Origin of the sequence: Arthrobacter sp. YC-RL1 (genome assembly GCF_001454985.1) — a bacterium.
In the GTDB taxonomy this organism is placed as follows: domain Bacteria; phylum Actinomycetota; class Actinomycetes; order Actinomycetales; family Micrococcaceae; genus Glutamicibacter; species Glutamicibacter soli.
On sequence record NZ_CP013297.1, the window covers coordinates 1430263 to 1454681 of the forward strand.

The 24419-nt window shown below is 65.1% G+C and carries 28 protein-coding genes; 16 read left to right on the forward strand and 12 right to left on the reverse strand.

Features of this window, described 5'->3' with window-relative positions; translation table 11 throughout:
* The first annotated feature begins 4 nt into the window (after positions 1 to 4).
* The 5 genes from ATC04_RS06750 to ATC04_RS06770 all read left to right on the forward strand — a co-directional run bounded on the left by ATC04_RS06750 (position 5) and on the right by ATC04_RS06770 (position 5066).
* On the forward strand, positions 5 to 859 hold the full coding sequence (locus ATC04_RS06750) for a thiazole synthase (RefSeq protein WP_082123933.1): 855 nt from the start codon (positions 5 to 7) through the stop codon (positions 857 to 859).
* Positions 856 to 2016, forward strand: coding sequence for a ThiF family adenylyltransferase (locus ATC04_RS06755; RefSeq protein WP_047119580.1), 1161 nt, complete (start codon positions 856 to 858; stop codon positions 2014 to 2016). Before ATC04_RS06750 ends, ATC04_RS06755 begins: the two co-directional genes overlap by 4 nt.
* Before the next feature lie 36 nt (positions 2017 to 2052).
* Positions 2053 to 2589 (forward strand): GNAT family N-acetyltransferase, encoded by a 537-nt coding sequence (locus tag ATC04_RS06760; RefSeq protein ID WP_047119579.1) that lies wholly within the window; start codon positions 2053 to 2055, stop codon positions 2587 to 2589.
* 154 nt (positions 2590 to 2743) lie between these two features.
* The gene (gene typA, locus ATC04_RS06765; RefSeq protein WP_047119578.1) at positions 2744 to 4651 is read left to right on the forward strand and encodes a translational GTPase TypA; all 1908 of its coding nucleotides are present in this window, start codon (positions 2744 to 2746) and stop codon (positions 4649 to 4651) included.
* Entirely contained in the window at positions 4632 to 5066 is a 435-nt protein-coding gene (locus tag ATC04_RS06770; protein WP_047119577.1) for a hypothetical protein, read from the forward strand. Before typA ends, ATC04_RS06770 begins: the two co-directional genes overlap by 20 nt.
* A gap of 58 nt (positions 5067 to 5124) precedes the next feature.
* On the opposite strand, the gene ATC04_RS06775 is transcribed toward ATC04_RS06770, so the two are convergent.
* The 3 genes from ATC04_RS06775 to ATC04_RS06785 all read right to left on the reverse strand — a co-directional run bounded on the left by ATC04_RS06775 (position 5125) and on the right by ATC04_RS06785 (position 7337).
* On the reverse strand, positions 5125 to 5634 hold the full coding sequence (locus tag ATC04_RS06775) for a helix-turn-helix domain-containing protein (protein WP_047119576.1): 510 nt from the start codon (positions 5632 to 5634) through the stop codon (positions 5125 to 5127).
* Between the two features lie 77 nt (positions 5635 to 5711).
* Positions 5712 to 6986, reverse strand: coding sequence for a glycosyltransferase (locus tag ATC04_RS06780; RefSeq protein ID WP_047119575.1), 1275 nt, complete (start codon positions 6984 to 6986; stop codon positions 5712 to 5714).
* A 102-nt stretch (positions 6987 to 7088) separates the two neighbouring features.
* Entirely contained in the window at positions 7089 to 7337 is a 249-nt protein-coding gene (locus ATC04_RS06785) for a hypothetical protein (protein ID WP_047119574.1), read from the reverse strand.
* A gap of 211 nt (positions 7338 to 7548) precedes the next feature.
* Between ATC04_RS06785 and fdxA the strand changes: the two genes are divergently transcribed.
* From fdxA to ATC04_RS06805, 4 genes are all read left to right on the forward strand, one after another.
* Entirely contained in the window at positions 7549 to 7872 is a 324-nt protein-coding gene (gene fdxA / locus ATC04_RS06790; protein ID WP_047119573.1) for a ferredoxin, read from the forward strand.
* 10 nt (positions 7873 to 7882) lie between these two features.
* Positions 7883 to 8998, forward strand: coding sequence for a succinyldiaminopimelate transaminase (gene dapC / locus ATC04_RS06795; protein ID WP_047119572.1), 1116 nt, complete (start codon positions 7883 to 7885; stop codon positions 8996 to 8998).
* 98 nt (positions 8999 to 9096) lie between these two features.
* Complete coding sequence (locus ATC04_RS06800; RefSeq protein WP_047119571.1) at positions 9097 to 10377, forward strand: citrate synthase; 1281 nt, start codon at positions 9097 to 9099, stop codon at positions 10375 to 10377.
* Positions 10378 to 10582: 205 nt separating this feature from the next.
* Positions 10583 to 11134 (forward strand): hypothetical protein, encoded by a 552-nt coding sequence (locus ATC04_RS06805; RefSeq protein ID WP_047119570.1) that lies wholly within the window; start codon positions 10583 to 10585, stop codon positions 11132 to 11134.
* An 81-nt stretch (positions 11135 to 11215) separates the two neighbouring features.
* Here the strand turns inward: ATC04_RS06805 and dapD are convergent, their stop codons facing one another.
* On the reverse strand, positions 11216 to 12172 hold the full coding sequence (gene dapD, locus ATC04_RS06810) for a 2,3,4,5-tetrahydropyridine-2,6-dicarboxylate N-succinyltransferase (protein ID WP_047119569.1): 957 nt from the start codon (positions 12170 to 12172) through the stop codon (positions 11216 to 11218).
* Between the two features lie 73 nt (positions 12173 to 12245).
* On the opposite strand from dapD, the gene dapE reads away from it, so the two are divergent.
* The gene (gene dapE, locus ATC04_RS06815) at positions 12246 to 13331 is read left to right on the forward strand and encodes a succinyl-diaminopimelate desuccinylase (RefSeq protein ID WP_047119568.1); all 1086 of its coding nucleotides are present in this window, start codon (positions 12246 to 12248) and stop codon (positions 13329 to 13331) included.
* A 75-nt stretch (positions 13332 to 13406) separates the two neighbouring features.
* Here the strand turns inward: dapE and ATC04_RS06820 are convergent, their stop codons facing one another.
* The 4 genes from ATC04_RS06820 to ATC04_RS06835 form a co-directional block, all read right to left on the reverse strand.
* Positions 13407 to 14234 (reverse strand): amino acid ABC transporter permease, encoded by an 828-nt coding sequence (locus ATC04_RS06820; RefSeq protein ID WP_047119567.1) that lies wholly within the window; start codon positions 14232 to 14234, stop codon positions 13407 to 13409.
* Positions 14231 to 14911 (reverse strand): amino acid ABC transporter permease, encoded by a 681-nt coding sequence (locus ATC04_RS06825; RefSeq protein WP_047119566.1) that lies wholly within the window; start codon positions 14909 to 14911, stop codon positions 14231 to 14233. Before ATC04_RS06825 ends, ATC04_RS06820 begins: the two co-directional genes overlap by 4 nt.
* Before the next feature lie 102 nt (positions 14912 to 15013).
* Positions 15014 to 15844: a glutamate ABC transporter substrate-binding protein gene (locus ATC04_RS06830; protein WP_047119565.1), complete on the reverse strand. Its 831-nt coding sequence runs from the start codon at positions 15842 to 15844 to the stop codon at positions 15014 to 15016.
* 29 nt (positions 15845 to 15873) lie between these two features.
* Positions 15874 to 16605 (reverse strand): amino acid ABC transporter ATP-binding protein, encoded by a 732-nt coding sequence (locus ATC04_RS06835; protein WP_181728028.1) that lies wholly within the window; start codon positions 16603 to 16605, stop codon positions 15874 to 15876.
* A gap of 177 nt (positions 16606 to 16782) precedes the next feature.
* Between ATC04_RS06835 and ATC04_RS06840 the strand changes: the two genes are divergently transcribed.
* From ATC04_RS06840 to ATC04_RS18765, 3 genes are all read left to right on the forward strand, one after another.
* On the forward strand, positions 16783 to 17565 hold the full coding sequence (locus tag ATC04_RS06840) for a TIGR00730 family Rossman fold protein (protein ID WP_047119563.1): 783 nt from the start codon (positions 16783 to 16785) through the stop codon (positions 17563 to 17565).
* 4 nt (positions 17566 to 17569) lie between these two features.
* Positions 17570 to 17920 carry a DivIVA domain-containing protein gene (locus ATC04_RS06845; protein ID WP_047119562.1) on the forward strand — a complete coding sequence of 117 codons (351 nt, stop codon included), beginning with the start codon at positions 17570 to 17572 and terminating at the stop codon, positions 17918 to 17920.
* 123 nt (positions 17921 to 18043) lie between these two features.
* Positions 18044 to 18211 carry a DUF3117 domain-containing protein gene (locus tag ATC04_RS18765; RefSeq protein WP_082123932.1) on the forward strand — a complete coding sequence of 56 codons (168 nt, stop codon included), beginning with the start codon at positions 18044 to 18046 and terminating at the stop codon, positions 18209 to 18211.
* An 81-nt stretch (positions 18212 to 18292) separates the two neighbouring features.
* Here ATC04_RS18765 and ATC04_RS06850 read toward each other — a convergent pair whose 3' ends face one another.
* Entirely contained in the window at positions 18293 to 18943 is a 651-nt protein-coding gene (locus ATC04_RS06850; RefSeq protein WP_047120813.1) for a class I SAM-dependent methyltransferase, read from the reverse strand.
* Positions 18944 to 19091: 148 nt separating this feature from the next.
* Between ATC04_RS06850 and sigE the strand changes: the two genes are divergently transcribed.
* Both sigE and ATC04_RS06860 read left to right on the forward strand, forming a co-directional pair.
* Positions 19092 to 19715, forward strand: a complete 624-nt coding sequence (gene sigE, locus ATC04_RS06855) for an RNA polymerase sigma factor SigE (RefSeq protein ID WP_047119561.1) — start codon at positions 19092 to 19094, stop codon at positions 19713 to 19715.
* 65 nt (positions 19716 to 19780) lie between these two features.
* Positions 19781 to 20182 (forward strand): sec-independent translocase, encoded by a 402-nt coding sequence (locus tag ATC04_RS06860; RefSeq protein ID WP_047119560.1) that lies wholly within the window; start codon positions 19781 to 19783, stop codon positions 20180 to 20182.
* Positions 20183 to 20318: 136 nt separating this feature from the next.
* Here the strand turns inward: ATC04_RS06860 and ATC04_RS06865 are convergent, their stop codons facing one another.
* The 3 genes from ATC04_RS06865 to ATC04_RS06875 form a co-directional block, all read right to left on the reverse strand.
* On the reverse strand, positions 20319 to 21425 hold the full coding sequence (locus tag ATC04_RS06865) for an Mrp/NBP35 family ATP-binding protein (protein ID WP_047119559.1): 1107 nt from the start codon (positions 21423 to 21425) through the stop codon (positions 20319 to 20321).
* A gap of 2 nt (positions 21426 to 21427) precedes the next feature.
* Positions 21428 to 22030 (reverse strand): DUF1003 domain-containing protein, encoded by a 603-nt coding sequence (locus tag ATC04_RS06870; RefSeq protein ID WP_047119558.1) that lies wholly within the window; start codon positions 22028 to 22030, stop codon positions 21428 to 21430.
* A gap of 88 nt (positions 22031 to 22118) precedes the next feature.
* Positions 22119 to 23369 carry a CBS domain-containing protein gene (locus ATC04_RS06875; protein ID WP_047119557.1) on the reverse strand — a complete coding sequence of 417 codons (1251 nt, stop codon included), beginning with the start codon at positions 23367 to 23369 and terminating at the stop codon, positions 22119 to 22121.
* A gap of 132 nt (positions 23370 to 23501) precedes the next feature.
* On the opposite strand from ATC04_RS06875, the gene ATC04_RS06880 reads away from it, so the two are divergent.
* Complete coding sequence (locus tag ATC04_RS06880) at positions 23502 to 24395, forward strand: general stress protein (protein ID WP_197413521.1); 894 nt, start codon at positions 23502 to 23504, stop codon at positions 24393 to 24395.
* The last annotated feature ends 24 nt before the right edge of the window (positions 24396 to 24419 follow it).

The window sequence follows — 24419 nt, forward strand, 5'->3', positions numbered from 1 at the left end:
ACCAATGCAGCGCAGCACGCAGAACACCACTGAAACCACCGCCGCCGCGGACCTCACCGAGCTGGATGCCGTCAACGACGCCTTCGAGGTGGCAGGGCGCAGCTTCGGCTCCCGGCTGATCCTGGGCACCGGCGGGGCCACCTCGCTGAGCACCCTGGAGCAGGCGCTCGCGCTCTCCGGCACCGAATTGACCACGGTGTCCATCCGGCACTACTCGGCCGGCGGCTCGGCCAGCGTGTACGAGCTGCTGCAGCGCCACGGCATCGCCGCGCTGCCGAATACCGCTGGCTGCTTCACCGCCCGCGACGCGATCCTCACCGCCCACCTGGCGCGCGAGGCGCTGGAAACGAACTGGGTGAAGCTGGAGGTGATCGCCGACGAGCACACCCTGCTGCCCGACCCGCTGGAGCTGTTCGCCGCCGCCGAGCAGCTGGTCGCCGACGGCTTCGAGGTCTTCGCCTACACCAACGACGACCCTGCGCTGGCCGCCCGGCTGCAGGACGCCGGGGTCGCGGCGGTCATGCCGGCCGGGGCGCCCATCGGCTCCGGGCTGGGCATCCTGAACCCGCACAACATCGCCACCATCGTCTCCCGCGCCACCGTCCCGGTGATCCTGGATGCCGGGGTGGGTACCGCTTCCGACGCCGCGAAGGCGATGGAGCTGGGCTGCGACGCGGTGCTGCTGGCCAGCGCCGTGACCCGCGCCCACAACGCCCCGCTGATGGCCGCCGCGATGCGCGACGCCGTGCGCGCCGGACGCGCCGCCCGGCTGGCGGGGCGCATCCCGGTGCGCGACACCGCGCTGGCCTCCTCCCCGGGCGAGGGAATGATGCAGGCGCTGATCGGGGACTTCTCGTGAGCGGCCGCGCACCGCTGGTCGCACCGCGCACCGCGCTGGACCCTGCCCAGCTGGCCCGCTATTCCCGGCACCTGACCCTGCCCGGGGTCGGGGAGGAAGGCCAGCGCCGCATCGCCGCCGCGCGCGTGCTGGTCATCGGCGCCGGGGGACTGGGCAGCCCGATCTCCAGCTACCTGATCGCCGCCGGCGTGGGCACGCTGGCGGTCATGGACGACGACACCGTGGAGCTGTCCAACCTGCAGCGCCAGATCATGCACCGCCAGTCGGACGTCGGGGCGCGCAAGGTCGACTCGGTGCCCCGGCTGGCGGCGCAGCTGAACGACCAGGTCCTGGTGGTTCCCCTGGGGCAGCGGCTGACCCCGGACAACGCGCTGGAGCTGTTCGCCGGCTACGACCTGGTGATCGACGGCAGCGACAACTTCGCCACCCGCTACCTGTCAAACGACGCCGCCGAGCTGACCGGAACCCCGCTGGTGTGGGGCACGCTGTTCCAGTTCTCCGGCCAGGTCTCGGTGTTCGACCCGCGCACCGGGCCGATGCTGCGCGACCTGTTCCCGGAGATCCCGGACGCGGACTCGGTACCCAGCTGCGCCGAGGGCGGCGTGTTCGGCGCCCTGTGCGGGGTGGTCGGCTCGATCATGGCCGTCGAGGCGCTGAAGCTGATCACCGGAACCGGTGAAACCCTCTCCGGCAAGCTCTGGCTCTACGACGCGCTGAGCGCCGGGGTGCGCACCCTGTCCTTCGAACGCGACCCGCAGCGTGCCCGGGTGCGCAAGCTGGGGAACTACGCGCAGGAATCCTGCGCCCTGGCCCCGGCCGTTGGCCAGTTGGGCGCGGCGGAGCTGGAAACCCTGCGAGGCAGCCAAGCGGCGCCGGGCCGGGTGCTGGTCATCGACGTGCGCGAGGACTGGGAACGGCAGATCGCCGCCATCACCGGCAGCGTGCACGTGCCGCTGGATCAGGTGCTCTCCCGCGGCTGGGACGCGATCCCCGCCCAGGGCGCCACCCACGTGGTGCTCGCCTGCAAGAGCGGGGCCCGTTCGCTGCGCGCCGCCCAGGCGCTGGGCCCGCAGCCGGCCGGGGCGCAGGTGCTGAACCTGTCCGGCGGCACCCTGGAGTGGTACCAGCAGGTGCGCGGCGAGGCGCTGGCCTATTGACGACGCGGGCCAGCGGCCGGCTGGGATACTGGATCCATGGACGTATTGGGCGAACTGGCGTTTCGCGAACTCACCGACGCCGACGAGCAGCAGGCCATCGACGCGCACCACGCGCTGCTGGCCGACGACTTTGAATTCCTGCCCTCCTGGACGGAGAAGGGAAACTGGGCGGACTACGTGTACCGGATGAATGCCGGGCGGCGCGGGGAGCACGTTCCCGAGGGCTGGGTCCGCTCGGCCCTGTTCGTCGCGGTGGACCAGGACGGCTGGCTCCTGGGACGGGTGTCGGTGCGCTACGCATTGAACTCCTCCCTGGAGCATCTGGGCGGGCACCTCGGCTACGGGGTGCTGCCCGAGGCGCGCCGGCAGGGAGTCGCCGGGGCGCTGTGCCGTTTCGGGCTGGACGAGCTGCGCGCGGCCGGGGTCCAGAGGGCGCTGATCACCTGCGCCGCCGGCAACGTCGGATCGCGCGCCACCATCCTGCGCTGCGGGGGAGTTCCCGACGCGCAACGCCCTCAAGTCGTTGACGGGGACGGAACCGCCCACCTGCGATTCTGGGTGCCGATCGCCTGAACCCGCGGGTTCACCCGGATGCTGCGTGCTTTTTTCTGTATGTTTTGACACACCTCCCCGGTTGGCTTGCCATGAGAGCGTAGAATAAATAGCTGGGTCGACTTTGGCCCCGACTCCATTGACCCTTAACTCGAGCAGAAGTGAGCCTTCACGCATGTCAGATAACATCACGAGCCGCGAAGAACTGCGCAACGTAGCAATCGTTGCGCACGTCGACCACGGCAAGACCACCATGGTCAACGCAATGCTTCAGCAGACCGGCGCTTTCGACAGCCACGGTGAAACCGAAGACCGCGTGATGGACTCGGGCGAGCTGGAGCGCGAAAAGGGCATCACCATCCTTGCCAAGAACACCACCGTGTTCTACAGCGGCCCGGCCGCCAACGGCAAGCAGATGACCATGAACATCATCGACACCCCGGGCCACGCCGACTTCGGCGGCGAGGTCGAGCGCGGCCTGTCCATGGTTGACGGCGTGGTGCTGCTGGTTGACGCTTCCGAGGGCCCGCTGCCGCAGACCCGCTTCGTGCTGCGCAAGGCCCTGGCCGCGAACCTTCCGGTGATCATCGTGGTCAACAAGACCGACCGCCCGGATGCCCGCATCGACGGCGTCATCTCCGACTCCATGGACCTGCTGCTGGGCCTGGCCTCCGATCTGGCCGACGAAGCACCTGACCTGGACCTGGACGCCATCTTGAACGTCCCAGTCGTCTTCGCCTCGGGCAAGGCCGGCTACGCCTCGATGAACCAGCCAGCCGACGGCTCGCTGCCGGACAACGAGGACCTCGAGCCATTGTTCGAGACCATCATCAAGCACGTTCCTGCCCCGACCTACACCGAGGGCGAAGTGCTGCAGGCCCACGTGACCAACCTGGACGCCTCGCCGTTCCTCGGCCGCCTGGCACTGCTGCGCATCTTCAACGGCACCCTGCGCAAGGGCCAGCAGGTTGCCTGGGCCCGCCAGGACGGCACCCAGAAGCAGGTCAAGATCACCGAGTTGCTGGCCACCAAGGGCCTGACCCGCGTTCCAGCCGAATCGGCCGGCCCGGGCGAGATCGTCGCAGTCGCCGGCATCGAGGACATCATGATCGGCGAGACCCTCACCGATCTGGAGAACCCGAAGCCGCTGCCGCTGATCACCGTCGACCCGCCGGCAATCTCCATGACCATCGGTATCAACACCTCGCCGCTGGCCGGCAAGGTCAAGGGCGCCAAGGTCACCGCACGCCAGGTCAAGGACCGCCTCGACAAGGAACTGATCGGCAACGTATCGCTGAACATCCTGCCGACCGAGCGTCCGGATGCCTGGGAAGTCCAGGGCCGTGGCGAACTGGCCCTGGCCATCCTCGTGGAGCAGATGCGCCGCGAAGGCTTCGAGCTGACCGTGGGCAAGCCGCAGGTTGTCACCAAGATGATCGACGGCAAGGTCCACGAGCCGATGGAGCACATGACCATCGACGTGCCGGAAGAGTACCTGGGCGCCATCACCCAGCTGATGGCTTCGCGCAAGGGCCGCATGACCAACATGGCCAACCACGGCACCGGCTGGGTCCGCATGGAATTCATGGTTCCAGCCCGCGGCCTGATCGGCTTCCGCACCCGCTTCATGACCGAAACCCGCGGCGCAGGCATCGCCTCCTCCCTGGCCGAAGGCTATGAGCCATGGGCAGGCCCGATCGAGTACCGCATCAACGGCTCGATCGTCGCCGACCGCGCCGGCGTGGTGACTCCGTTCGCCATGATCAACCTGCAGGAGCGCATGAGCTTCTTCGTGAAGCCGACCGAAGAGGTCTACGAGGGCATGATCGTGGGCGAGAACTCGCGCGCCGATGACATGGACGTGAACATCACCAAGGAAAAGAAGCTCACCAACATGCGTGCGGCTTCCTCGGACTCGTTCGAGAACCTGACCCCGCCGCAGACCCTAACCCTTGAAGAGTCGCTCGAATTCGCCCGCGAAGACGAGTGCGTCGAGGTCACCCCGGAGGCCATCCGCATCCGCAAGGTGCTGCTGAACGCGAACGATCGCGCCAAGGCATCCCGTGCCCGCGCTCGCGCCTAGCAAGCGACCTGCCACTGGCGGCAGCCTCGGCGCGCTGTGGCGCGCGGTGGTTGCCGCCCTCGCGACCGGCTTGTTCGGCACCGGCATCCATGCCTCGCTGTTCTACGCGGGCGACACCCCGATCATCTGGGGTGTCGGCCTGGCCTGGCTGCTGCTGGGGCTGCTGGTCTACTGGGCCGTCGTGGCCTCGGGCAAGATGTGGGCCGGCGCGGTGGCATTCATCGGCTGCTATGTCACGGTGGGAGTGATCTCCTACGTCGGCAACGACCAGATGCTGCTCAGCGCGGGATACTTCAAGTTCCTGCCGGGCCCGACGCTCGCGTCGCTGCTGTGGATGTACGGCATGGTCATCCCGGCGGTCATCGCCCTGATGAGCGCGCTGCGGGTGCTGCGCAAAGCCAACCGCAAGCCATAGAAAAACGGTGTTCCTCCCCTCGGGAGGAACACCATTTTTTTTGGCGGCTAATCCGCGTCTAATTCTCGGTGCGGCTGTTGCCCGTCAGATCCAGATGATGGGCCAGGAAGAGCGAGGTAGGCACGCCGTCTTCTTCTGGCTCGCGCATCGCATAGTCCTCGATGACCGCGCGCAGCCGGGCCATCATTTCCTTCTGGGACTTCTCGCCGAGCTTCAGCCCCACGCGGACCACCTGCATCTCCTGCGGGGTCAGGCCGTTGATTTCCTGCAGGAACGTATCCACCAGCAGCGGGGCCGCGTCCGGGATGCGGGTGCCCCAGGAAAGCTTGGTGCTGCGGTAGGGGACTTCCTTGGCGCCGCGGTTGCCCTTGCGCGGCTCCTCGGCTTCCAGGAAGCCGCTGCTCACCAGCGTGCGCACATGGTGCAGCGAGGTCGCCGGATTCAGTTCGAGGAGGTCCGCGATTTCCTTGTTGGTCCGCGACTCGTGCAGGCACAGGCGCAGGATCCGCAGTCTCAGCGGGGAACTGAGCGCGCGTGCACGGGCCTGGGCAAGCTCATCGGTTGGCATGATGCCAGCATACGCGAAAACCGCTCAGTGATTGGCAGTTTCAAATCACATGTCGCGCAGCGGGCCAAGCCTGCGGCCTACGGTACCCGCGGGGATGCGCCCGGCGCGAGCGACTCGATCAGCTCTGCGGCCCTCGGCGCCCCGCCCAGCCGGTGCAGCTGGTCGCCCACGGCGGCGGTCCTGGTCCGGAAGCCTGGTTCGGCGAGAATCGAGCGCACCGCCCTCAGGATCTTCCGCGGCGTGGGAGTTCCGGTGCGCAAGTCGAGACCCAGGCCAGCACAGGCGACGCGGGCTGCGACCTCGGGCTTGTCCAGGGTGCCGCCGGCCACCACCATTGGTACGCCGGCGGCGGCCATCTGCAGCACCCCGCCCCACCCGCCGTTGGTGACGGCGCAGGATGCCATCGGCAGCAGGTCACCGAACGGCAGGAACTCGTGGACCCGGGCGTTCGGCGGGATCCGCTGCACGCTCCGGCCCGCCGAACTGGCCACCACCAGCAGGTCCTCGTCCCGCAGCGCGTCCAGGGCCGGTTGCAGCAGCTCTTGCGGGTCGGTGTTCAGCGTCCCCTGGGTCACCAGCACCACGGGCCCCTTGAAGGACCGGACTTCCCGCAGCCAGTCCGGCTCGGGGCCGGCGTGAACTATCGGCCGGGCCAGCAGCCCTGCGTAGTGCACGTACCCGGGAAGATCCGGGCGGGGGAACTCGATGCCGGGCGCTCCATGGGCGATCGTCAGCTGCGTGGAGAATCCTGCCTGTTCGAACAGCTGGTGCTCCGGCAGCCCGGCTTGCTTGCGCACTTCGGCCAGGGCGGCGTCCAACGGGCGCATCACCCGGCGGGTGACCCGGCGCAGGAGCGCATCCCTGGCATGGCCAAGGGCTCCGGGCAACGGCTGCAAGCCCAACCCCGACGGCGGCAGGTTCCGGCTGGGCAGCGACAGGGGAAGCACCGAGAGGCTGGCCCACGGCAGGGACTGGAGTTCCGCCAGCATTCCGGCGCCCAGCATCATCTGCTCGCCGACCAGGATGTCGAAGGGGCGCGCGGCGTGGGCCCGTCGCAGATCGTCGAGCTGGCCAGGGGCATTGCCGATGAACACGTGCTCCAGATTGGCGAACACCGCTCTGCGGCCGGTGGATGGCAGCTGGGGAAAGGACGCGGCGAGGTTGCGCTCGTCGTAGTCGGTGGCCGCCTGCCAGGGCAGGATGCGGCAGCCCAGCGCTTCGAAGTCCCGGGCGTAGCGCCGTCCGGTATAGGCGGTGACCCGGTGCCCGCGCAGGAGCAGCGCCTCGGCTACTGCGAGGGTGGGGCGGACATGTCCGGCGAACGGCGAGGACGCCACGAGGATATGCGCCATGCTCTGCTTTCGGCCTCCGGATCCTGGATGGCGGCAAGGAGCTGGAGGCGCTGCGCCGGGCTCCCGCTGGAATCACAGGGTACCGCGTAGCTCGGAGGGTTGCTAGGCTCCGGGAGTCCTGGGCGAGCGGCTGCGCCGCACGGGAGCCGGCGGGATGCGCTTGGCGTGCGTGATGGCTGAACGCCGCACCGCGACCGGGCCGCTGCGGGTCTGCAGGACGATCTGGGTGTCGGAGACCTGCAGGACCGTTCCCAAGGCGTCGGTCAGCGACTCTCCCGCATCGGTCTGCGTTGCGAGCCGGTAGCGCAGCACAATGCGATCGTCGGTGGTCAACTCGTTGAAATTCAGCATTTTGAAGTCACGATCCGTAAAAAGAATTCATCTACCGCGATGCTAGCCGAAATGTGAATCGTCGGTTACGTCACAGGTGAACGAGGGGGTCTTGGTTGTCTTGGCAACAGGACTAGACTGTAGTTTGAGCTTGTCCCGGATTCAATGAGCATCTTGTGATCCAACAGGCTTTTGTTGAAACCACTTTGTGCAAGGAAAGGTCGCAGCTCCCGTGACTTACATCATCGCTCAGCCGTGCGTCGACGTTAAAGACAAGGCGTGCGTCGAAGAATGCCCGGTTGATTGCATTTACGAAGGTGACCGTTCGCTTTACATCCACCCGGACGAATGCGTGGACTGCGGCGCCTGCGAGCCGGTGTGCCCGGTGGAGGCCATCTACTACGAAGACGACGTGCCGGACGAGTGGGCCGACTATTACAAGGCAAACGTCGAATTTTTCGACGAGCTTGGCTCGCCGGGCGGCGCCGCTAAGATTGGAAACACCGGCACCGATCACCCGCTGATCGGCGCCTTGCCACCACAGAACCAAGGCTAGGTTTCGCTTCATGCTTCAGCTCCCCGATTACCCCTGGAACCAGCTCGCGCCGTACCGCGAGCTGGCGGCGCAACACCCAGGCGGGGTCGTGGATCTGTCCATCGGCACGCCGATCGACGACACGCCGCAGATCATCCAGGACGCGCTGGCCTCGGCCGCGAATTCCCACGGCTACCCGACGACCCACGGAACCACCGAAGTCCGCCAGGCGATTGTCGACTGGTTCGCCCGCCGCCGCAACGTGACCGGGCTGGGACTGGACGACGTGATGCCCACCGTGGGCTCCAAGGAAATGGTGGCCTGGCTGCCGTTGTTCCTAGGCCTCGGGGCCGGCGACATCGTGGTGCGTCCGAAGATCGCGTACCCGACCTACGACATCGGCGCGCAGCTGGTGGGCGCCACCCCCGTCGCGACCGACGACCTGTCTGAATTGACCGACGAGCAGCTGGCCAAGGTCAAGCTCATCTGGGTGAACTCCCCGGGCAACCCGACCGGCAAGGTCCGCGATGTGCAGGACCTGGCCGACATCGTCCGGCAGGCCCGCGAGCTGGGCGCCGTGGTGGCCTCGGACGAATGCTACGCCGAACTGGGCTGGGACGACGTCCGCGGCCAGGTGCCGAGCATCCTTGACCCTCGCGTCAATGGGGGAAACCTCGATAACCTGTTCGCCCTGTACTCGCTGTCCAAGCAGTCGAATCTTGCCGGCTACCGCGCGGCCTTCATCGCCGGTGCGCCGAATCTCATGCCTGAGCTGGTCAACAGCCGCAAGCATACCGGGATGATCGTCCCGGGCCCGATCCAGCACGCAATGGTCGTCGCCCTGGGCGATGAAGAGCATGTCAGGGTGCAATACGATATCTATCGGGCGCGCCGCGAAGCGCTGGCGCCGGCGCTGCGGAACTTCGGACTGCAGATTGATGATTCGGTCGCCGGCCTGTACCTCTGGTGCACCGAGCAACGGCCAAGCTTCGAAACCATCCAGCGCCTGGCAGAGTTGGGAATTGTCGCAGGTCCCGGTGTTTTCTACGGCACCGCCGGCGAGCAGCACGTACGCATCGCACTGACGGCCAGCGATGAGAGGATCACCGCTGCCGTTGAGCGCTTGAATTCTTCCGTCAACCGCTGAACATGACACCCTGATTAGCGCCATGGGGACATATCACGGTATGTTCTAGGGTGACGACTGACCTTTCGGAACTACACGCTTTCCGGTTAGGAGATGCAATGACAGACACGACGTCTGCACAGCTACAATTCAACGGGTCCAATCTCGAACTGCCGGTTATCCCGGCTACCGAGGGCAACAATGGATTCAACGTAGCACCACTTTTGAAGACCACCGGTAACGTCACCTACGACCCTGGCTTCATGAACACCGCGGCTACCAAGTCCGCAATTACTTACATCGATGGCGATGCCGGCATCCTGCGTTACCGCGGATACCCGATCGAGCAGCTGGCAGAGCACTCCAGCTTCACCGAGGTCTCCTACCTGCTGATCAACGGTGAACTGCCGACCCCTGAGCAGCTGGCAAACTTCGATGGCAGCCTGCGCCGCCACACCCTGCTGCATGAAGAGCTCAAGGGCTTCTTCGGCGGCTTCCCGCGCGATGCACACCCGATGCCGGTGCTGTCCTCGGCCGTTTCGGCCCTGTCAACCTGGTACCAGGATTCGCTGGACCCATCGGACAACGAACAGGTTGAGCGTTCGACCCTGCGCCTGCTGGCCAAGCTGCCGGTACTGGCGGCCTACGCCCACAAGAAGTCCATCGGTCAGGCTCTGCTGTACCCGGACAACTCGATGAACATGGTCGAGAACTTCCTGCGCCTGTGCTTCGGCACCGCCGCCGAGCCATACGAGCTGGATCCGGAAATGGTCAAGGCACTTGACCTGCTGCTGATCCTGCACGCAGACCACGAGCAGAACTGCTCGACCTCCACCGTCCGCCTGGTCGGCTCCTCGGACGCCAACCTGTTCGCTTCGGTGTCCGCAGGCATCCACGCCCTGTCCGGCCCCGCCCACGGCGGCGCCAACGAGGCAGTGCTGCGCATGCTGCGCGACATCAAGGCCCAGGGCATCGCTCCTGAGACCTTCATGGAGAAGGTCAAGAACAAGGAAGACGGCGTCCGCCTGATGGGCTTCGGCCACCGCGTGTACAAGAACTACGATCCGCGCGCGAAGATCATCAAGCAGACCGCCCACGACCTGCTGGCCAAGCAGGGCAACAACGAGCTGCTCGATATCGCGATGAGCCTTGAAGAGAAGGCACTGAACGACGATTACTTCATCTCGCGCAAGCTCTACCCGAACGTGGACTTCTACACCGGGTTGATCTACACCGCGATGGGCTTCCCGGAGAAGATGTTCACCGTGCTGTTCGCCATCGGCCGCCTGCCGGGCTGGATTGCCCAGTGGCGCGAAATGATCAGCGATCCGGAAACCAAGATCGGCCGTCCGCGCCAGCTGTACATGGGCGAAACCGCCCGCAACTACCCGGGCGTCTAAGACCGCCAGGTAGCCTGTACCCAGCCGTTGGGCCGGGACTCCATCCGCAATGGGGTCCCGGCCCAACGCTGTTTTAACCCCGGAATCAGGCGTATTGTGTCGTTATGGGGATGCTTTCGACACGTCGGCATGTCAGGTGGTTTGGATGTATTTTCGTCGTGGTAATAACTGGTCGCTGAGCATATATACAGATCCTCATCTGCTGATGGCCCTGTATCTGCGGGAGCTGGCAGGCGTGAATCCCGCCGAGGTAGGTCCGAACTGCAGACTCGAACCGGACGTCAAGGAACGCACCGGTTCGCATTCAGAGCATGGGCAGATCAAGCAGGAATGGAGCTCATGGTGGGATTCGCTGACAACTCGCGATACCTCCCCGCAAACTCCGGTCCAGGTTCCTGACAATCTCTTGGAGTGGCTTGAGGTCAACGGGTATCCCGAGCTAGCCCGGCTGGCCCGGCCGCACTACGGCCAGGCAACGTTGTTCGCCCACCAGCATGCCGAAGACTTCGAACGGCGCAGCCAGGACTACATCCCGGACCGCATGGACGAAATTGAACAGCTGCTGATCGAACGGGGCATCGAGCATGCGCCGGTTGCGGAGGAAAAGCAGATCAACGTAATTGAGGTGCCCCTGAAGGAGCCGAGGGCCTGGCTGACCGGAGGATCCACGATCCTGGCCAGTTCGGCGCTCCTGCGCGACTCAACGGCATTTCAGGGTTTTCTCCAGCCCATGGTCACCATCATCTTTCCGATTTAGCCGAATGCGCTGCAGGAGAAAAGAGGCCGGAGAACCCGCATGGTGGGGTTCTCCGGCCTCGATATTCGGTGCAGCGCCAGCCTAGTTGGCGTGCAGCGCGTCGTTCAGCTCCACAGTCTGGCCTGCGCGCGGCAGGGCCTCGACGGCTCCGGAAATCGAGTTGCGGCGGAAGAGCAGATTCGGCACGCCGGAAAGCTCCAGGGCCTTGACGGTTTTCCCGCCGAGGGCGATACGGGTGCCGGCGGTGACGTACAGGCCGGCCTCCACCACCGAGTCGTCGCCGATGGAAATACCCACGCCTGCATTGGCTCCGAGCAGCACACGTTCGCCGATGACGATGCGCTCCTTGCCGCCGCCGGAGAGTGTGCCCATGATGGACGCGCCGCCGCCCACGTCCGAGCCATCGCCCACGACGACCGAGGCGGAAATGCGGCCCTCGACCATGGAAGCGCCCAGGGTTCCGGCATTGAAGTTCACGAAGCCCTCGTGCATCACGGTGGTGCCCGCGGCCAGATGCGCGCCGAGGCGGACGCGGTCAGCGTCGGCGATGCGCACACCCGATGGCATGACGTAGTCGACCATGCGTGGGAACTTGTCCACGCCGTACACGTCGACGTTGCCGCGGCTGCGCAGCTTCAGCCGGGTCATTTCGAAGTTCTCGACCTGGCACGGGCCGAAGTTGGTCCACGCCACGTTGGCCAGGTGGCCGAAGATGCCGTCCAGGTTGATGGTGTTCGGCTGCACCAAACGGTGCGAAAGCAGGTGCAGGCGCAGCCAGACATCGGCGGTATCCGCCGGGGCGACGTCCAGGTTGATGGTCAGGGACACGACCTTCTGCGTGGTGCCGCGGGCGGCATCGTCGGCCGCGGCGGCGGCCAGTTCGCCGGCGAGCTGTTCCGCTGCTGCGAGTTCACCGAGCGTCGGTGCCGGGTACCACACGTCCAGGACGGTGCCGTCGGCGGCGATGGTGGCAAGGCCGTGGCCTGATGCCAATCGTACGGAGGATTCGCTGGATGAGGTCACAGGTTCTGAAGTCATACACTGATCGTATCGCTGATGGGAAAGGTAACGTTGTTAGATGACAAGCTAGTGAAGCGATGATTGTAGGACCATGAATACCGTGAACGACCTAGACCTGCGGCAGGACGTTGCAGTGCTGACTGAGCAGCTCATGAACATCAATTCGGTCTCCGGCAACGAGCAGGAACTGGCCGACAAGGTGTACGCCGCGCTGCTGGAATTCGACCACCTCGAGGTGCATCGTGACGGGGACTCGATCGTCGCCCGCACCACCCTGGGCCGCGACCGCCGCGTCGTGTTGGCCGGCCATCTGGACACCGTGCCCTTGCCACGCACCGACGGAGCCAGGGGCACCGTCCCGGCGCAGGTGATCGACGGGGTGCTCTACGGGCGGGGCGCCACCGACATGAAGGGCGGGGTCGCAGTGCAGCTGGCGCTGGCCGCCGAGCTCACCGAGCCGAAGCACGACATCACCTACATCTTCTACGACCACGAGGAAGTCGCCGCATCCAAGTCCGGCCTGGGACGCCTTGCCCGCAACAGCCCCCAGCTGTTGGCCGCCGACTTTGCGATACTGCTCGAGCCCACCAACGGCACGGTGGAAGGCGGCTGCAACGGCACCAGCCGCTTCGTGATCCGCACCCACGGCACCGCCGCGCATTCGGCCCGCGCCTGGATGGGGCACAACGCGATCCATGATGCCTCTCAGGTGCTGCGCCGGCTGGCCGAGTATCAGCCGCAGACCATCAACGTCGAAGGCCTGGAATTCCGCGAAGGCATGAACGCGGTGCGCATCACCGGGGGAGTGGCCGGCAATGTGATCCCGGACCACTGCGAGGTGGAGGTGAACTACCGCTTCGCCCCGGACAAGACCCTGGAGCAGGCCGAAGCCGTGGTGCTGGAGCTGTTCGAGGGCTTCGACATCGAACGCACCGACGGCTCCAACGGCGCCCGCCCGGGCCTGGACCAGGAGATCGCCGCCGAGCTGATCTCCATCCTGGGCCAGGAGCCCAAGCCGAAGTACGGCTGGACCGATGTCGCCCGCTTCTCCGCCCTCGGCGTTCCCGCGGTGAACTTCGGCCCCGGGGATGCGCTGCTGGCGCACTCGGACGATGAACACGTGCCGCAGCAGGCGATCCGGGACTGCCTGTCCTCGCTGCGCTCTTGGCTCGGCTAGGCGTGAAGATTAAAGACCTCGGGTCACGTTCCGCAAGGGAACGCGACCCGAGGTCTTTGTGCGGTCGGCGAGGAATCAGAGCTGGCCGCGCGAGCTGAGCCGCGAGGACACCACGGAAGCCAGCTTGGACAGGGCGAAGTTCAGGATGATGAAGATCGCCGCAACGATGACCAGCGACTGGAACATGTTCGAGTTGCCGGTACCCACCAGCTTGCCGTTGAACAGCAGCTCGTTGAAATTGATGATGTAACCCAGCGCGGAGTCCTTCAGGATCACGATGAACTGGCTGATCAAGGCCGGCAGCATGGCGGTCAACGCCTGCGGAATCTCGATCAGGCGCAAGCTCTGGCTGCGGGTCAGGCCGATGGCGATGCCCGCCTCGCGCTGCCCCCGCGGCAGCCCATGCACGCCCGAGCGGATCAGCTCGGCAATGACGGAACCGTTGTACAGTGTCAGGCCGATGACCACCGCGTAGAACGGCGAATCCTGGGGTTCCACCCAGCCGGAGCGGGCGAGCATGATCCACAGGAACAGCATCATCAGCAGGACCGGGACCGCACGGAAGAACTCGACGACGATCGTGCTGATCCAGTCGATCACCTTGTTGTGGGACAGGCGCCCCATGCCGAAGATGAAGCCGAAGAGCAACGAGGTCACGATGGAGATCGCGGCCGCCTGCAGGGTCTTGAGCAGACCCGGCAGGATGAAGTTGCTCCAGACCCCGCCCTTGAGGAAGACATTCCATTTCTCCGGTGCCAGTTGTCCTGCGGATTTCAGGCCGAGGACCAGATAGACGAGCAAACCCAGCAGGGCGAGCACACCGAGGATGTTGATCAGCAGGATGCGCCGCTTGGCCTTGGGCCCCGGGGCGTCGAAGAGGACCGACTGCTTTGCCGCGCTCATCGTGCCACCGCCAGCTTCTTGGACAGCCAGGTCACCAGTATGCCGATCGGCACCACGATGACCACGAACATGAGGGCGATGGTCAGGAAGATCAGGATGCCCTGGTCGGCCCGGTACTCGATCATGGTCTTCATGAGGCCCGAGATCTCGGCCACGGAGCCTGCCAGGGCGACCGTGGTGTTCTTGATCAATGCGATGAGCACGTTGCCCATGGGAACGATGGCCCCGCGGAATGCCTGCGGGAGAATGACTAGCCGCGCGGCCGGCAGGAAGCCCAAGCCGATGGCGCGGGCGGCTTCGGCCTGGCCCAGCGGAACGGTGTTCACGCCCGAGCGGATGGCTTCGCAGAAGAACGCCGCATGGTAGATGGTCAGGCCGATGATGGCTATCTGGAAGAAGTTGAAATTGAAATCATCGGACAGCTGGAGCTGGAAGACGCCGAACAAGACCAGGACGCCGAAGGTCATGATGATGGTCAGCGGGGTGTTTCGGAAGATGTTTACATAGGCGGTGCCGAATGCTCGCAGGCTGGGGATTGGCGAAATTCGCATGATTGCGAGAATCGTGCCCAGGATTGCGCAGGCAATAAACGCCCAGAAGGTGAGCTGCAGGTTGGCCCAGAAGGACTCCATGATGCGCGCACCGTATTCATCCCAAAGACTCAAATAGCCTTGCACGGCTTGTTCTCCTTGGTAGATGGATGAGCTGGTTGCCTGCGGTGCTGCACCCGGGCTTCGCAGTCCGGTGCAGCACCGCAGGTCGAGGGTCTAGCTAAGAAGTTAGCTGCAGGCTTCGAACTTGGTTGGCGGGTTCAGATCCGAGGCCTTGTAGCCGGTGCCTTCGGTGTTCTTGTCCAAGGCCTTCTGCCACTCGCCGGAATCGATCATCTTCTTGATCGCCGTGTTGATGGACTCGCACTTGTCGTTGGTCTTGTTCAGACCCACGCCGTACGGCTCCTCGGAGAATGGGTTGCCGACAACCTTGAACTTGCCCTTGTTGGCGGAGGTCGCTGCCAGGCCGGCGAGAATGATGTCATCGGTGGTGATGGCGTCGATGCTGCCGGTCTCCAGCAGGCCCAAGCAGTCTGCGTAACCCTGCTGCTCAACCAAGCTCACACCGGGTACGTCCTTCTTGACGTTCTCGGCCGAGGTCGAGCCGGTGACCGAGCACAGCTTCTTGCCGTTCAGCGAGTCCTTGCCGGTGATCGAGCTGTCATCGGCGCGGACCAGCAGGTCCTGGCCGGCGATGAAGTACGGGCCGGCGAACGCGACGCGTTCCTTGCGCTTGTCGTTGATGGTGTAGGTCGCGAAGATCATGTCGACCTGGTTGGTCTCCAGCAGGGTTTCGCGGTTGGCCGACGGGGCCGAGACGAATTCGATCTTGTCTTCCGAGTAGCCCAGCTCGTTGGCCACGTACTTGGCGACATCGACGTCGAAGCCGGTGTAGGAGCTGCCGTCTTGGAAGCCGAGGCCCGGCTGGTCGAACTTGATGCCGATGCGAACCTTGTCGCCGCCTTCGTCGCCGGCGTTGTCAGAGCCGCCGCAGGCGGTCAGGGTCAGAGCCGCGACGGCCGCCATTGCAGCAATTGCGCCAAAACGATTTTTCCGCATTGTTCCTCCTGGTGAGTGGGTGATGAGAGCTAGTGGTTGGTGATGAGCTTGCCGAGGAAATCCTTGGCTCGCGCACTCTGGGGATTGGTGAAGAATTCTTCCGGGGTGGCCTGTTCGACGATCTGCCCGTCTGCCATGAAAATCACGCGGTCCGCGGCCTTGCGGGCGAAACCCATCTCGTGGGTCACCACCAGCATGGTCATGCCTTCACGGGCGAGCGAGACCATGGTGTCCAGGACCTCGTTGATCATTTCCGGGTCCAGCGCACTGGTCGGTTCGTCGAACAGCATCACCTTCGGCCGCATGGCCAAGGCGCGCGCGATGGCTACACGCTGTTGCTGGCCGCCGGAGAGCTGAGCCGGCAGCTTGGCCGCCTGGTTGGCGACGCCGACGCGTTCGAGCAGCTGCATGGCCAGCTTGTCCGCCGCGGATTTCTTCATGCCCTTGACCTTGATCGGCCCGAGGGTCACGTTCTCGAGGATGGTCTTGTGCGCGAAGAGGTTGAAGGACTGGAACACCATGCCGACATCGGCCCGCAGCCGGGCCAGCGCCTTGCCTTCTTCGGGAAGCTTCTTCCCGTCGATGGTGATGGTGCCGTCGTCGATCGTCTCCAAACGATTGATGGCGCGGCACAGGGTTGACTTGCCGGAGCCCGAAGGGCCGAGGATCACGACAACCTCGCCCTTCACGACATCCAGGTTGATGTCATTCAAGACGTGCAGCGCACCGAAGTGCTTATTGACCCCAGCCAGACGGACAATGGGGCCATCAGAAGAAGCTTGAGCCTGATGATCGCTTTTCATGTTCTCGACATTACTCGATGTGACGCACGCTAAGCGACTATTCGTTCAGGTCACACCAAGTTGTTATCAAACTGTTCTTAAATACCGTCCCCAAGGTTGACGTGGAACGCGACACGCAGCAGATAGAGTGAAGCTATGGTTCATAAGCGTAAGAGTGAAGAGAGTGCTCGTGCTGGCGGACGGAGGCACGTCGAGGCGAGCTGGCCTGGCAAGAAGTCCGAAGAGCAGCTTGACCGCTACCTGCTTGAGAGCCCGCAACCGGATGTAACGCATACCGATGTGTGGCGCGTGTTGCGCATCCAGTCCGAGTTCGTCAGCGGTTTCGGCACCCTGTCCAGCACCGGCCCTGCCGTTGCCGTGTTCGGTTCGGCGCGCACGGATCCCGACAGTCCTTACTACAAACAGGCCTACCGCGTGGGGGAGCTGCTGGCGAAGGCCGGCGTCACCACGATTACCGGCGGCGGTCCGGGAACCATGGAAGCCGCGAATATGGGCTCGGCCGACGCCGAAGGCATTTCCATCGGTCTGGGAATTGAACTGCCCTTTGAAACCGGGCTGAACGCCTGGGTGAACAAGGGCATCAACTTCCGCTACTTCTTCGTGCGCAAGACCATGTTCGTCAAGTACTCGCAGGGCTTCATCGTCCTGCCCGGCGGTTTCGGCACCTTGGATGAACTATTCGAGGCGCTCACGCTGGTCCAGACGCAGAAGATCACGAGTTTCCCGATCGTCCTGCTGGGCACCGAGTACTGGGGCGGCCTGGTGCAGTGGCTCAAGGACACGGTGGCCAGAGAGCGCTGCATTTCGGAAACCGACCTCGACCTGTTCACGGTGACCGATGATCCGGACGAGGCGGTGCAGATCGTGCTGAACGCAGAGCGTGCGGCATCCAAGCGCCCGTCAATGGACAGGAGCTAGCTGGATGCCGTTTGTACTGGTTTTCCTTGCGCTGCTACTCGTCGGCGGGACCGCCCTGTTGCTTTCCGGGCGTCGTCGGGCCGCCGATGCGGGGCGTCATTTCGAAGCGGTTCCCGAACCCATCGCGGGTTTGGCGGAGCCGGAAGCCTCGCTGCCGCCGGTGCTGCTGCCCGAGCATCCGCGGGCCAGCGATATCGACAAGGTGCGCTTCTCGCTGGGTCTTCGCGGCTATCGCTGCGACCAGGTCGACGACACCCTGGATGTCCTCGCGGCGGAAATCACCCGGCTGGAAAATGTGATTCGTGACATCGAGTCACGGCGTGTGATTAGCGACACGGCGGAAAATTCGCAATAATAGGAGACAAGTGGCCCCTAATCAGAGATGAATTACACCTGAAGATGGGCCAGGCATGCGGTTGTGCGGACGGCGAATGAACTTGCCGCTCCGTACCAGCCACGGACGAAGGGAATTGCTTACATGGCTGCGATGAAGCCACGCACCGGTGACGGTCCGATGGAAGTCACCAAGGAGGGGCGAAGCCTGATCCTGCGACTGCCAATTGACGGCGGTGGACGCCTCGTTGTCGAGCTGAACAACGATGAAGCAACTGAGCTGCGCAACTGCCTGGTTGATGTCACCGAATAGCTAGAGCCGCCGGTTCGCAAGCCGGCCGAAACAAGTAAGGACCGACAATCTGTCGGTCCTTTTTGTGGTTGCGGAAGATTCTTAGCGCACCCGGGCCGCCGGGAGCGCCGAAGCGACGAACAGCCCCTGCTCGCTGGGCAGCAAATGGGTCTGGATCTTGGGGTCCTCACGCAGCAAACGCAACGCGTCGCGGGTGGCTACCGTGGACGGGCGGCGCACGGCCGGCTTGGACAGCCGGTGCTCGTCGAACGCGTTGTTGATGATGATGACCCCGCGCGGGCCGACCAGCCGCTTGGCTTCGGCCACGTATTCCAGCAGCAGCTCGGCACCTGCGTCGATCAGCACCAGGTCGTAGGCGTGGTCCGCCAGGCGTGAGAGCACGTTCTCGGCCCGCTCGTTGATGATGCGCGCGTGGGCCGACGGAACTCCGGCCTCGCGCAGCGACTGGCGCATCGCATTGGCGTGCTCAAGATTGGATTCGATGGCTGTCAGCGTGCTCTCCGGGCCTAGGACTTCGAGCATCGCCAGCGACGCCACGCCCACGCCGGGGCCGATCTCCACGAGGTTGCGCGGCTGGCGCAGCGAGCAGATCACCTGGAGCATCGAGCGGCCGGCCGGATCGATGCAACGCACGCCCAGATCGGCAGAGCGCTCGCGAACCTGCGCCACGTGCTCCTTCTCGTGGACCTGGGTCTGGGCATAGCTCCAGCTCGCAAGAAGTTCTGGATTCATGGAAGGCATCGGGGACAAGTCCTAGGGATCGTGCGTATCGGGACAACACCAATGTTACCCACACGACCGGCATTGCCCCGAAGAACTTGATATCCTCCGCGCAGGCGATTCTTAGCTGTAGCTCAGCTTCGGCGCACATACTTTAAGTGTGAATGATGCACAAAATGACTCAGCAGCCAACGTGGCAGTCCTCGAGACTGAGGTTCCGTCCTGGGACCAGATGGTTCACGAGCATGGAGAGCGCGTCTTCCGGCTGGCCTACAGGCTCACCGGAAACCGCCAGGATGCCGAGGACCTGTCGCAGGAGGCATTCGTCCGTGCGTTCAAGGCTCTGGACAAGTACACCCCGGGCACCATGGGCGGCTGGCTGCACCGCATTACCACCAACCTGTTCCTCGATCAGGCACGTCGGAAGAGCAAGATTCGCTTTGACCGGTTTGCCGAAGGATCCGAGGACCGATTTCCAGGAGAGGTGCTCTCCCCGGAGCGCTACTTTGAATTCCACAATCTCGACGTGGATGTTCAGGCGGCGCTGAAGGCGCTGAGCCCGGAATTCAGGGCAGCAATCGTCCTGTGTGACATGGAAGGGTTCTCGTACGAAGAAGTTTCCCGCATCCTGGAAGTGAAGCTTGGCACCGTGCGTTCACGCATCCACCGTGGACGGGCGATGCTGCGCGATGCCCTGGCGCACCGCAACCCGTCCAACAAGCCGGCCAAGACCATGTCGCTGCCGCGCATTCCGTTGGGCCGCCGCACTGCGGCGCAGGGCTAGGACACCTTTCGGCCGCAACGCCGGTGGCTTAGTGAGTTGGTCTCGGACAAGGTAATCTTGGTGTTGTGGATTTTCTAGGTATCAATGGCGGCGAGTTCGTTATTCTCGCCATTATCGCGGTCGTCGTGCTCGGCCCCGAGAAGCTTCCTGAATACGCCAAAAAGCTGGCGAACCTCGTCAAGGAAATTCGCCGCATGGCCAACGGAGCCAAGGAGCAGTTGCGCGAGGAAGTCGGCGACGAAGTTGCCGACATGGACTGGCGCAAGCTGGATCCGCGCCAATACGACCCTCGGCGCATCATCAAGGAAGCGCTCATCGACGAATTCGACGACGCGGTCAACGTAGCCAAGGGCAAGCCTTCCTCGGTCGAGGCAGCCCCGGTGCGCACCCCCGTGGCCACCCACACCGCCACCCAGGCTCCGCTGGGCGTGAACGAGAGCGCCCCATTCGACGACGAAGCCACCTAGGCGGGAATCCGCCACAGGCGACAAAAGATCCCCGGCCCTGCAGCTGGAAAACTGCGGGGCCGGGGATCTTTTTTATGCCTCGTTCGTCAGCTTCCGGTGCGTTTCGCGCGGACCGCCCGGGAATGTTGCCCGGCCGCTACTGGATTGACATCGGCAGGCTGCGCCCGGCCAAGCCGCGGGGACGCTGGCCCAATGATTCGGCCAGCGCGGACAGCACCATGGCGCTGGGGGACTGCGGGGCGGAGAGCACCACCGGGGTGCCCTGGTCCGAGCCTTCGCGCAGGGCTTCCTCCAGGGGCAGCTGCGCCAGCAGCGGCACCGAGTAGCCCAGCTGGTCGCTCAGCGATTCGCTGAGCTTGGCGCCGCCGCCGGAGCCGAAGATTTCCATCCTGCTGCCGTCGGGCATTTGCAGGTGGCTCATGTTCTCCACCACGCCGATGACCTTCTGCTTGGTCTGCAAGGCAATGGTGCCGGCGCGCTCGGCCACCTCGGTGGCGGTTGACTGCGGGGTGGTGATAACCAGCAGTTCGCTGTTGGGCAGCAGCTGGGACACGGAGATCGCGATATCCCCGGTGCCCGGCGGCAGGTCCAGGAACAGGAAGTCCAGATCCCCGAAGTACACGTCGGACAGGAACTGCTCCAGCGCGCGGTGCAGCATGGGCCCGCGCCAGATCACCGGCTGGTTCGAATCCAGGAACATGCCGATGGAAATGACCTTCACCCCGTGCGCCACGGGCGGCAGGATCATGTCATCCACCCGCGTGGGGTTCTGGTTGATGCCCATCAGCGACGGGATGGAGAAGCCGTGCACGTCGGCGTCGATCAGCCCGACCTTGAAGCCTCGGGCGGCCAGCGCGCTGGACAGGTTGGCGGTGATGGAGGACTTGCCCACCCCGCCCTTGCCGCTGGCCACCGCGATGACGCGGGTCAGCGAGGCGGGATCGGAGAACGGGGTGCGGCGGCCGGCCAGCTGCTCGCGCAGGGCCGCGCGCTGCTGCGGATTCATCACGTCCAGAACCACCTCGACCTGGTCCACGCCCGGCAGCGGCAGCAGGGCCGCGCGCACGTCGGTCTCGATGGTGGAGCGCAGCGGGCAGCCGGCGATGGTCAGCAGGATGGTAACCTCGGCGCGGGTGCCGTCCAGCCGGGCGCCGCCCACCATGCCCAGCTCGGTGATGGGCCGGCGCAGTTCCGGGTCGATGACCGTGGCCAGCGCCTTGAACAGCGCTTCGTTCGAACTCACGACTAGATGTTCTTTCGGTTGGAATTCTGGCCCGGCTGCACCGTGTCGATGAGGCCGGTCTGCGGGTTGCCGCCCTTGGACTTGCGCTTAGCGCGCAGGTTCAGCTCTTCGCCGTCGGCGGTTTCCAGCAGCTCCTCCAGCACGTTGCGCAGCTCCGAGCGCACGTAGTCGCGCGTGGCGACATCGCGCAGCGCCAGGCGCAGGCTGGCCAGCTCGCGGGTGAGGTACTCGGTGTCGTAGAGGTTGCGTTCGGCCCGCGCCCGGTCTTCGGACAGCGACACGCGGTCGCGGTCGTCCTGGCGGTTCTGCGCCAGCAGCAGCAGCGGCGCGGCATAGGAGGCCTGCAGCGAGAGCATCAGGGTCAGCGCGGTGAAGCCGATGGAGGCGTCGTCGAAGCGCCAGGCCGCGGGGGCCACGGAGTTCCAGATCAGCCAGAAAGCGCAGAAGATCGTCATGTAGAGCAGGAACTGCGGGGTGCCCATGAAGCGCGCGAACTTCTCCGTCGTGGAGCCGAACGCGTCGGGGTCCGGGGAGAACTTCGGCCAGAAGCGTTTGCGGGCTGCAAGGGGAGTGTCCAGGCCACTGGTCTTGCGCTGTTCAGCCATGGTGGTGAACTCCTTTGCTACTGATCTGTGTCGTTCGGCTCCGGGCTGCGCCGGGGCCGGGTGAACCGGCGAGCCGGTTCCAAAGTTCTTAGTCCTGCGAACGCCAGTCGTCGGGCAGGATGTGGTCGAGCACGTCGTCCACGGTGATCGCCCCGACCAGGCGGCCCTCCTTGTTGGTCACCCCGACGCTGGTCAGGTTGTAGGTGGCCAGGTGGCGCACGACTTCTGAGATGTTCGCCAGGTCGGACATCGGCTCCAGCTCGGTGTCCAGGATGTCGCCCAGCGGTTCGGGCGGGGCGGCGCGCAGCAGCGCCTGGATGTGCACCTGGCCCAGGTAGCGGCCGGTGGGGGTCTCCAGCGGCGGGCGCACCACGTACACCGTGGAGGCCAAGGCGGGGGAGAGCTCCTCCATGCGCACCGAGGCCAACGCCTCGGCGACGGTGGATTCGGGGGTGAGGATCACCGGAACCGGGGTCATCACCGAGCCGGCGGTGCCTTCCGGGTAGGCCAGCAGGCGGCGCACGTCCTTGGCCTCCTCCTCGTTCATGAGCTCCAGCAGCTGGTGCTTGGTTTCCTCGGAGACCTCGGAGAGCAGGTCGGCGGCGTCGTCCGGGTCCATTTCCTCCAGCACGTCGGCGGCGCGCTCCAGGCCCAGCGCGGAGAGGATCTCCACCTGCTCGCGGTCAGGCAGCTCCTGCAGCACGTCGGCCAGGCGCTCGTCCTGCAGGTGCGCGGCGATTTCCAGGCGGCGCTTCTCGTTCATCTCATGCAGCGCGTCGGCGAAGTCGGCGGCCTTCATGTCGTCGTGCGTGGCCACGAAGGTGTCGGCTGACTGCGGCTCGCTCTGGTTGCCGTGGCTGATGTCCTCCCAGGAGACCAGCACCTTGTCGCGCTTGCGGCTGCGCAGCCCCAGCAGTCCCGGCGCTGCCACGCCGCGCTGCACGTAGTACTGGTTGATTTCCCAGTCGCCGCGGCGGGTCTGGGCCAGGCCGATGTCCTCGATGACGCCGCGGCCTGAGCCGTCGGTGAAGGTGATGGTGCGGTCGAACAGCTCGGCCACGACCAGCAGCTCCTGGCCGCGCTGCTGGAAGCGGCGCATGTTGACCAGGCCCGAGCAGATGATCTGCGTGGATTCCATGGACTGGATGCGGGTCATGGGCACGAAGACGCGGCGCTTGCCGGGGACCTCGACCACGACGCCGACGCAGGCCGGCGGCTTCTTGGGTCCGCGGGAGACCACGACGACGTCTCGCAAGCGTCCCAGGCGGTCGCCCAGGGGGTCGAAGACGTCCAGCCCGAGCAGCCGGGCGACGAAGATTTTAGACACTTGTGAGCTCACCCTTCTAGGTTATCGTGCCCGGTGCCTTCGCGCGGTGCGCGGTGACACACCCGTGGCGCGGATTCTTTCGCCCACAGTGATCCCCGCTTCACTACTGGGTGCAAACACAGCATCACCGTGCACAATATAGATATGACCTCGCCACAAGGAGTAAATTCGATCAGCACCAACGGCTTGCCGCGCGGCGAGCTGCTGGGGCGCTACACCAGCTACCTCGACGCCCAGAAGCTCGTGGACTACCTGGCCGACAACGACTTCCCGGTGGCCTCCGTGACCATCGTGGGCAACGACGTGCGCACCGTTGAGCGCGTGACCGCCAAGCTGTCCTACCCGAAGGTCGCGTTGGCCGGCGCCGCGCAGGGTGCCATGATGGGTCTGTTCGTCGGCCTGCTGCTCTCGCTGTTCGGCGGCGGCAACGGCATCTACCAGATCCTGTCCGCCATCGGCCTAGGCATGGCCATCTGGATGATCGCCGGGGTGATCAGCTACTCGACCCGCCGCGGCAAGCGCGACTTCGCCTCCTCCAGCCAGTTCGTGGCCACCAGCTTCGACGTGGTCGTCGACTTCGAGAACGCGCAGGCCGCCCGCCAGCTCGCCTCCAAGCTGCCGATGCGTCCGCACGCCCCGGCCCCGAACATCCCGGGCTCGAATCTTCCAGGGCAGCAAGCGCAGCCGACCGCCCCGGTCCAGCCGGCGGCTCCGGCGACCGTGCAGGCTCCAGGCGCAACCCAGCAGCCGGCCCCGGCTTCCGCCGATGCCCCGAACGGCCAGTTCCCGGACCTTCCGGATGGACGTCCGCGCTACGGCGTACGCGTGCAGCCGACCCCGCCGGCAACCGGGCAGCCGGCAGCAACCCAGCAGGCCCAGCCTGCCTCCCCGGCCCAGAACCTGTCCGAGGTCGAGCCGACGGTTGAGATCGGCCGCCGCAAGGACCAGGCTTCCGATCAGGACGGCACGGATGAGCCGGCGCAGCAGCACTCTGCTGCGGACGCGCCGGAGGAAACCCGCCAGGACAAGAACTCCTAGCCGCAAGCGGCAACACGAAAGTCC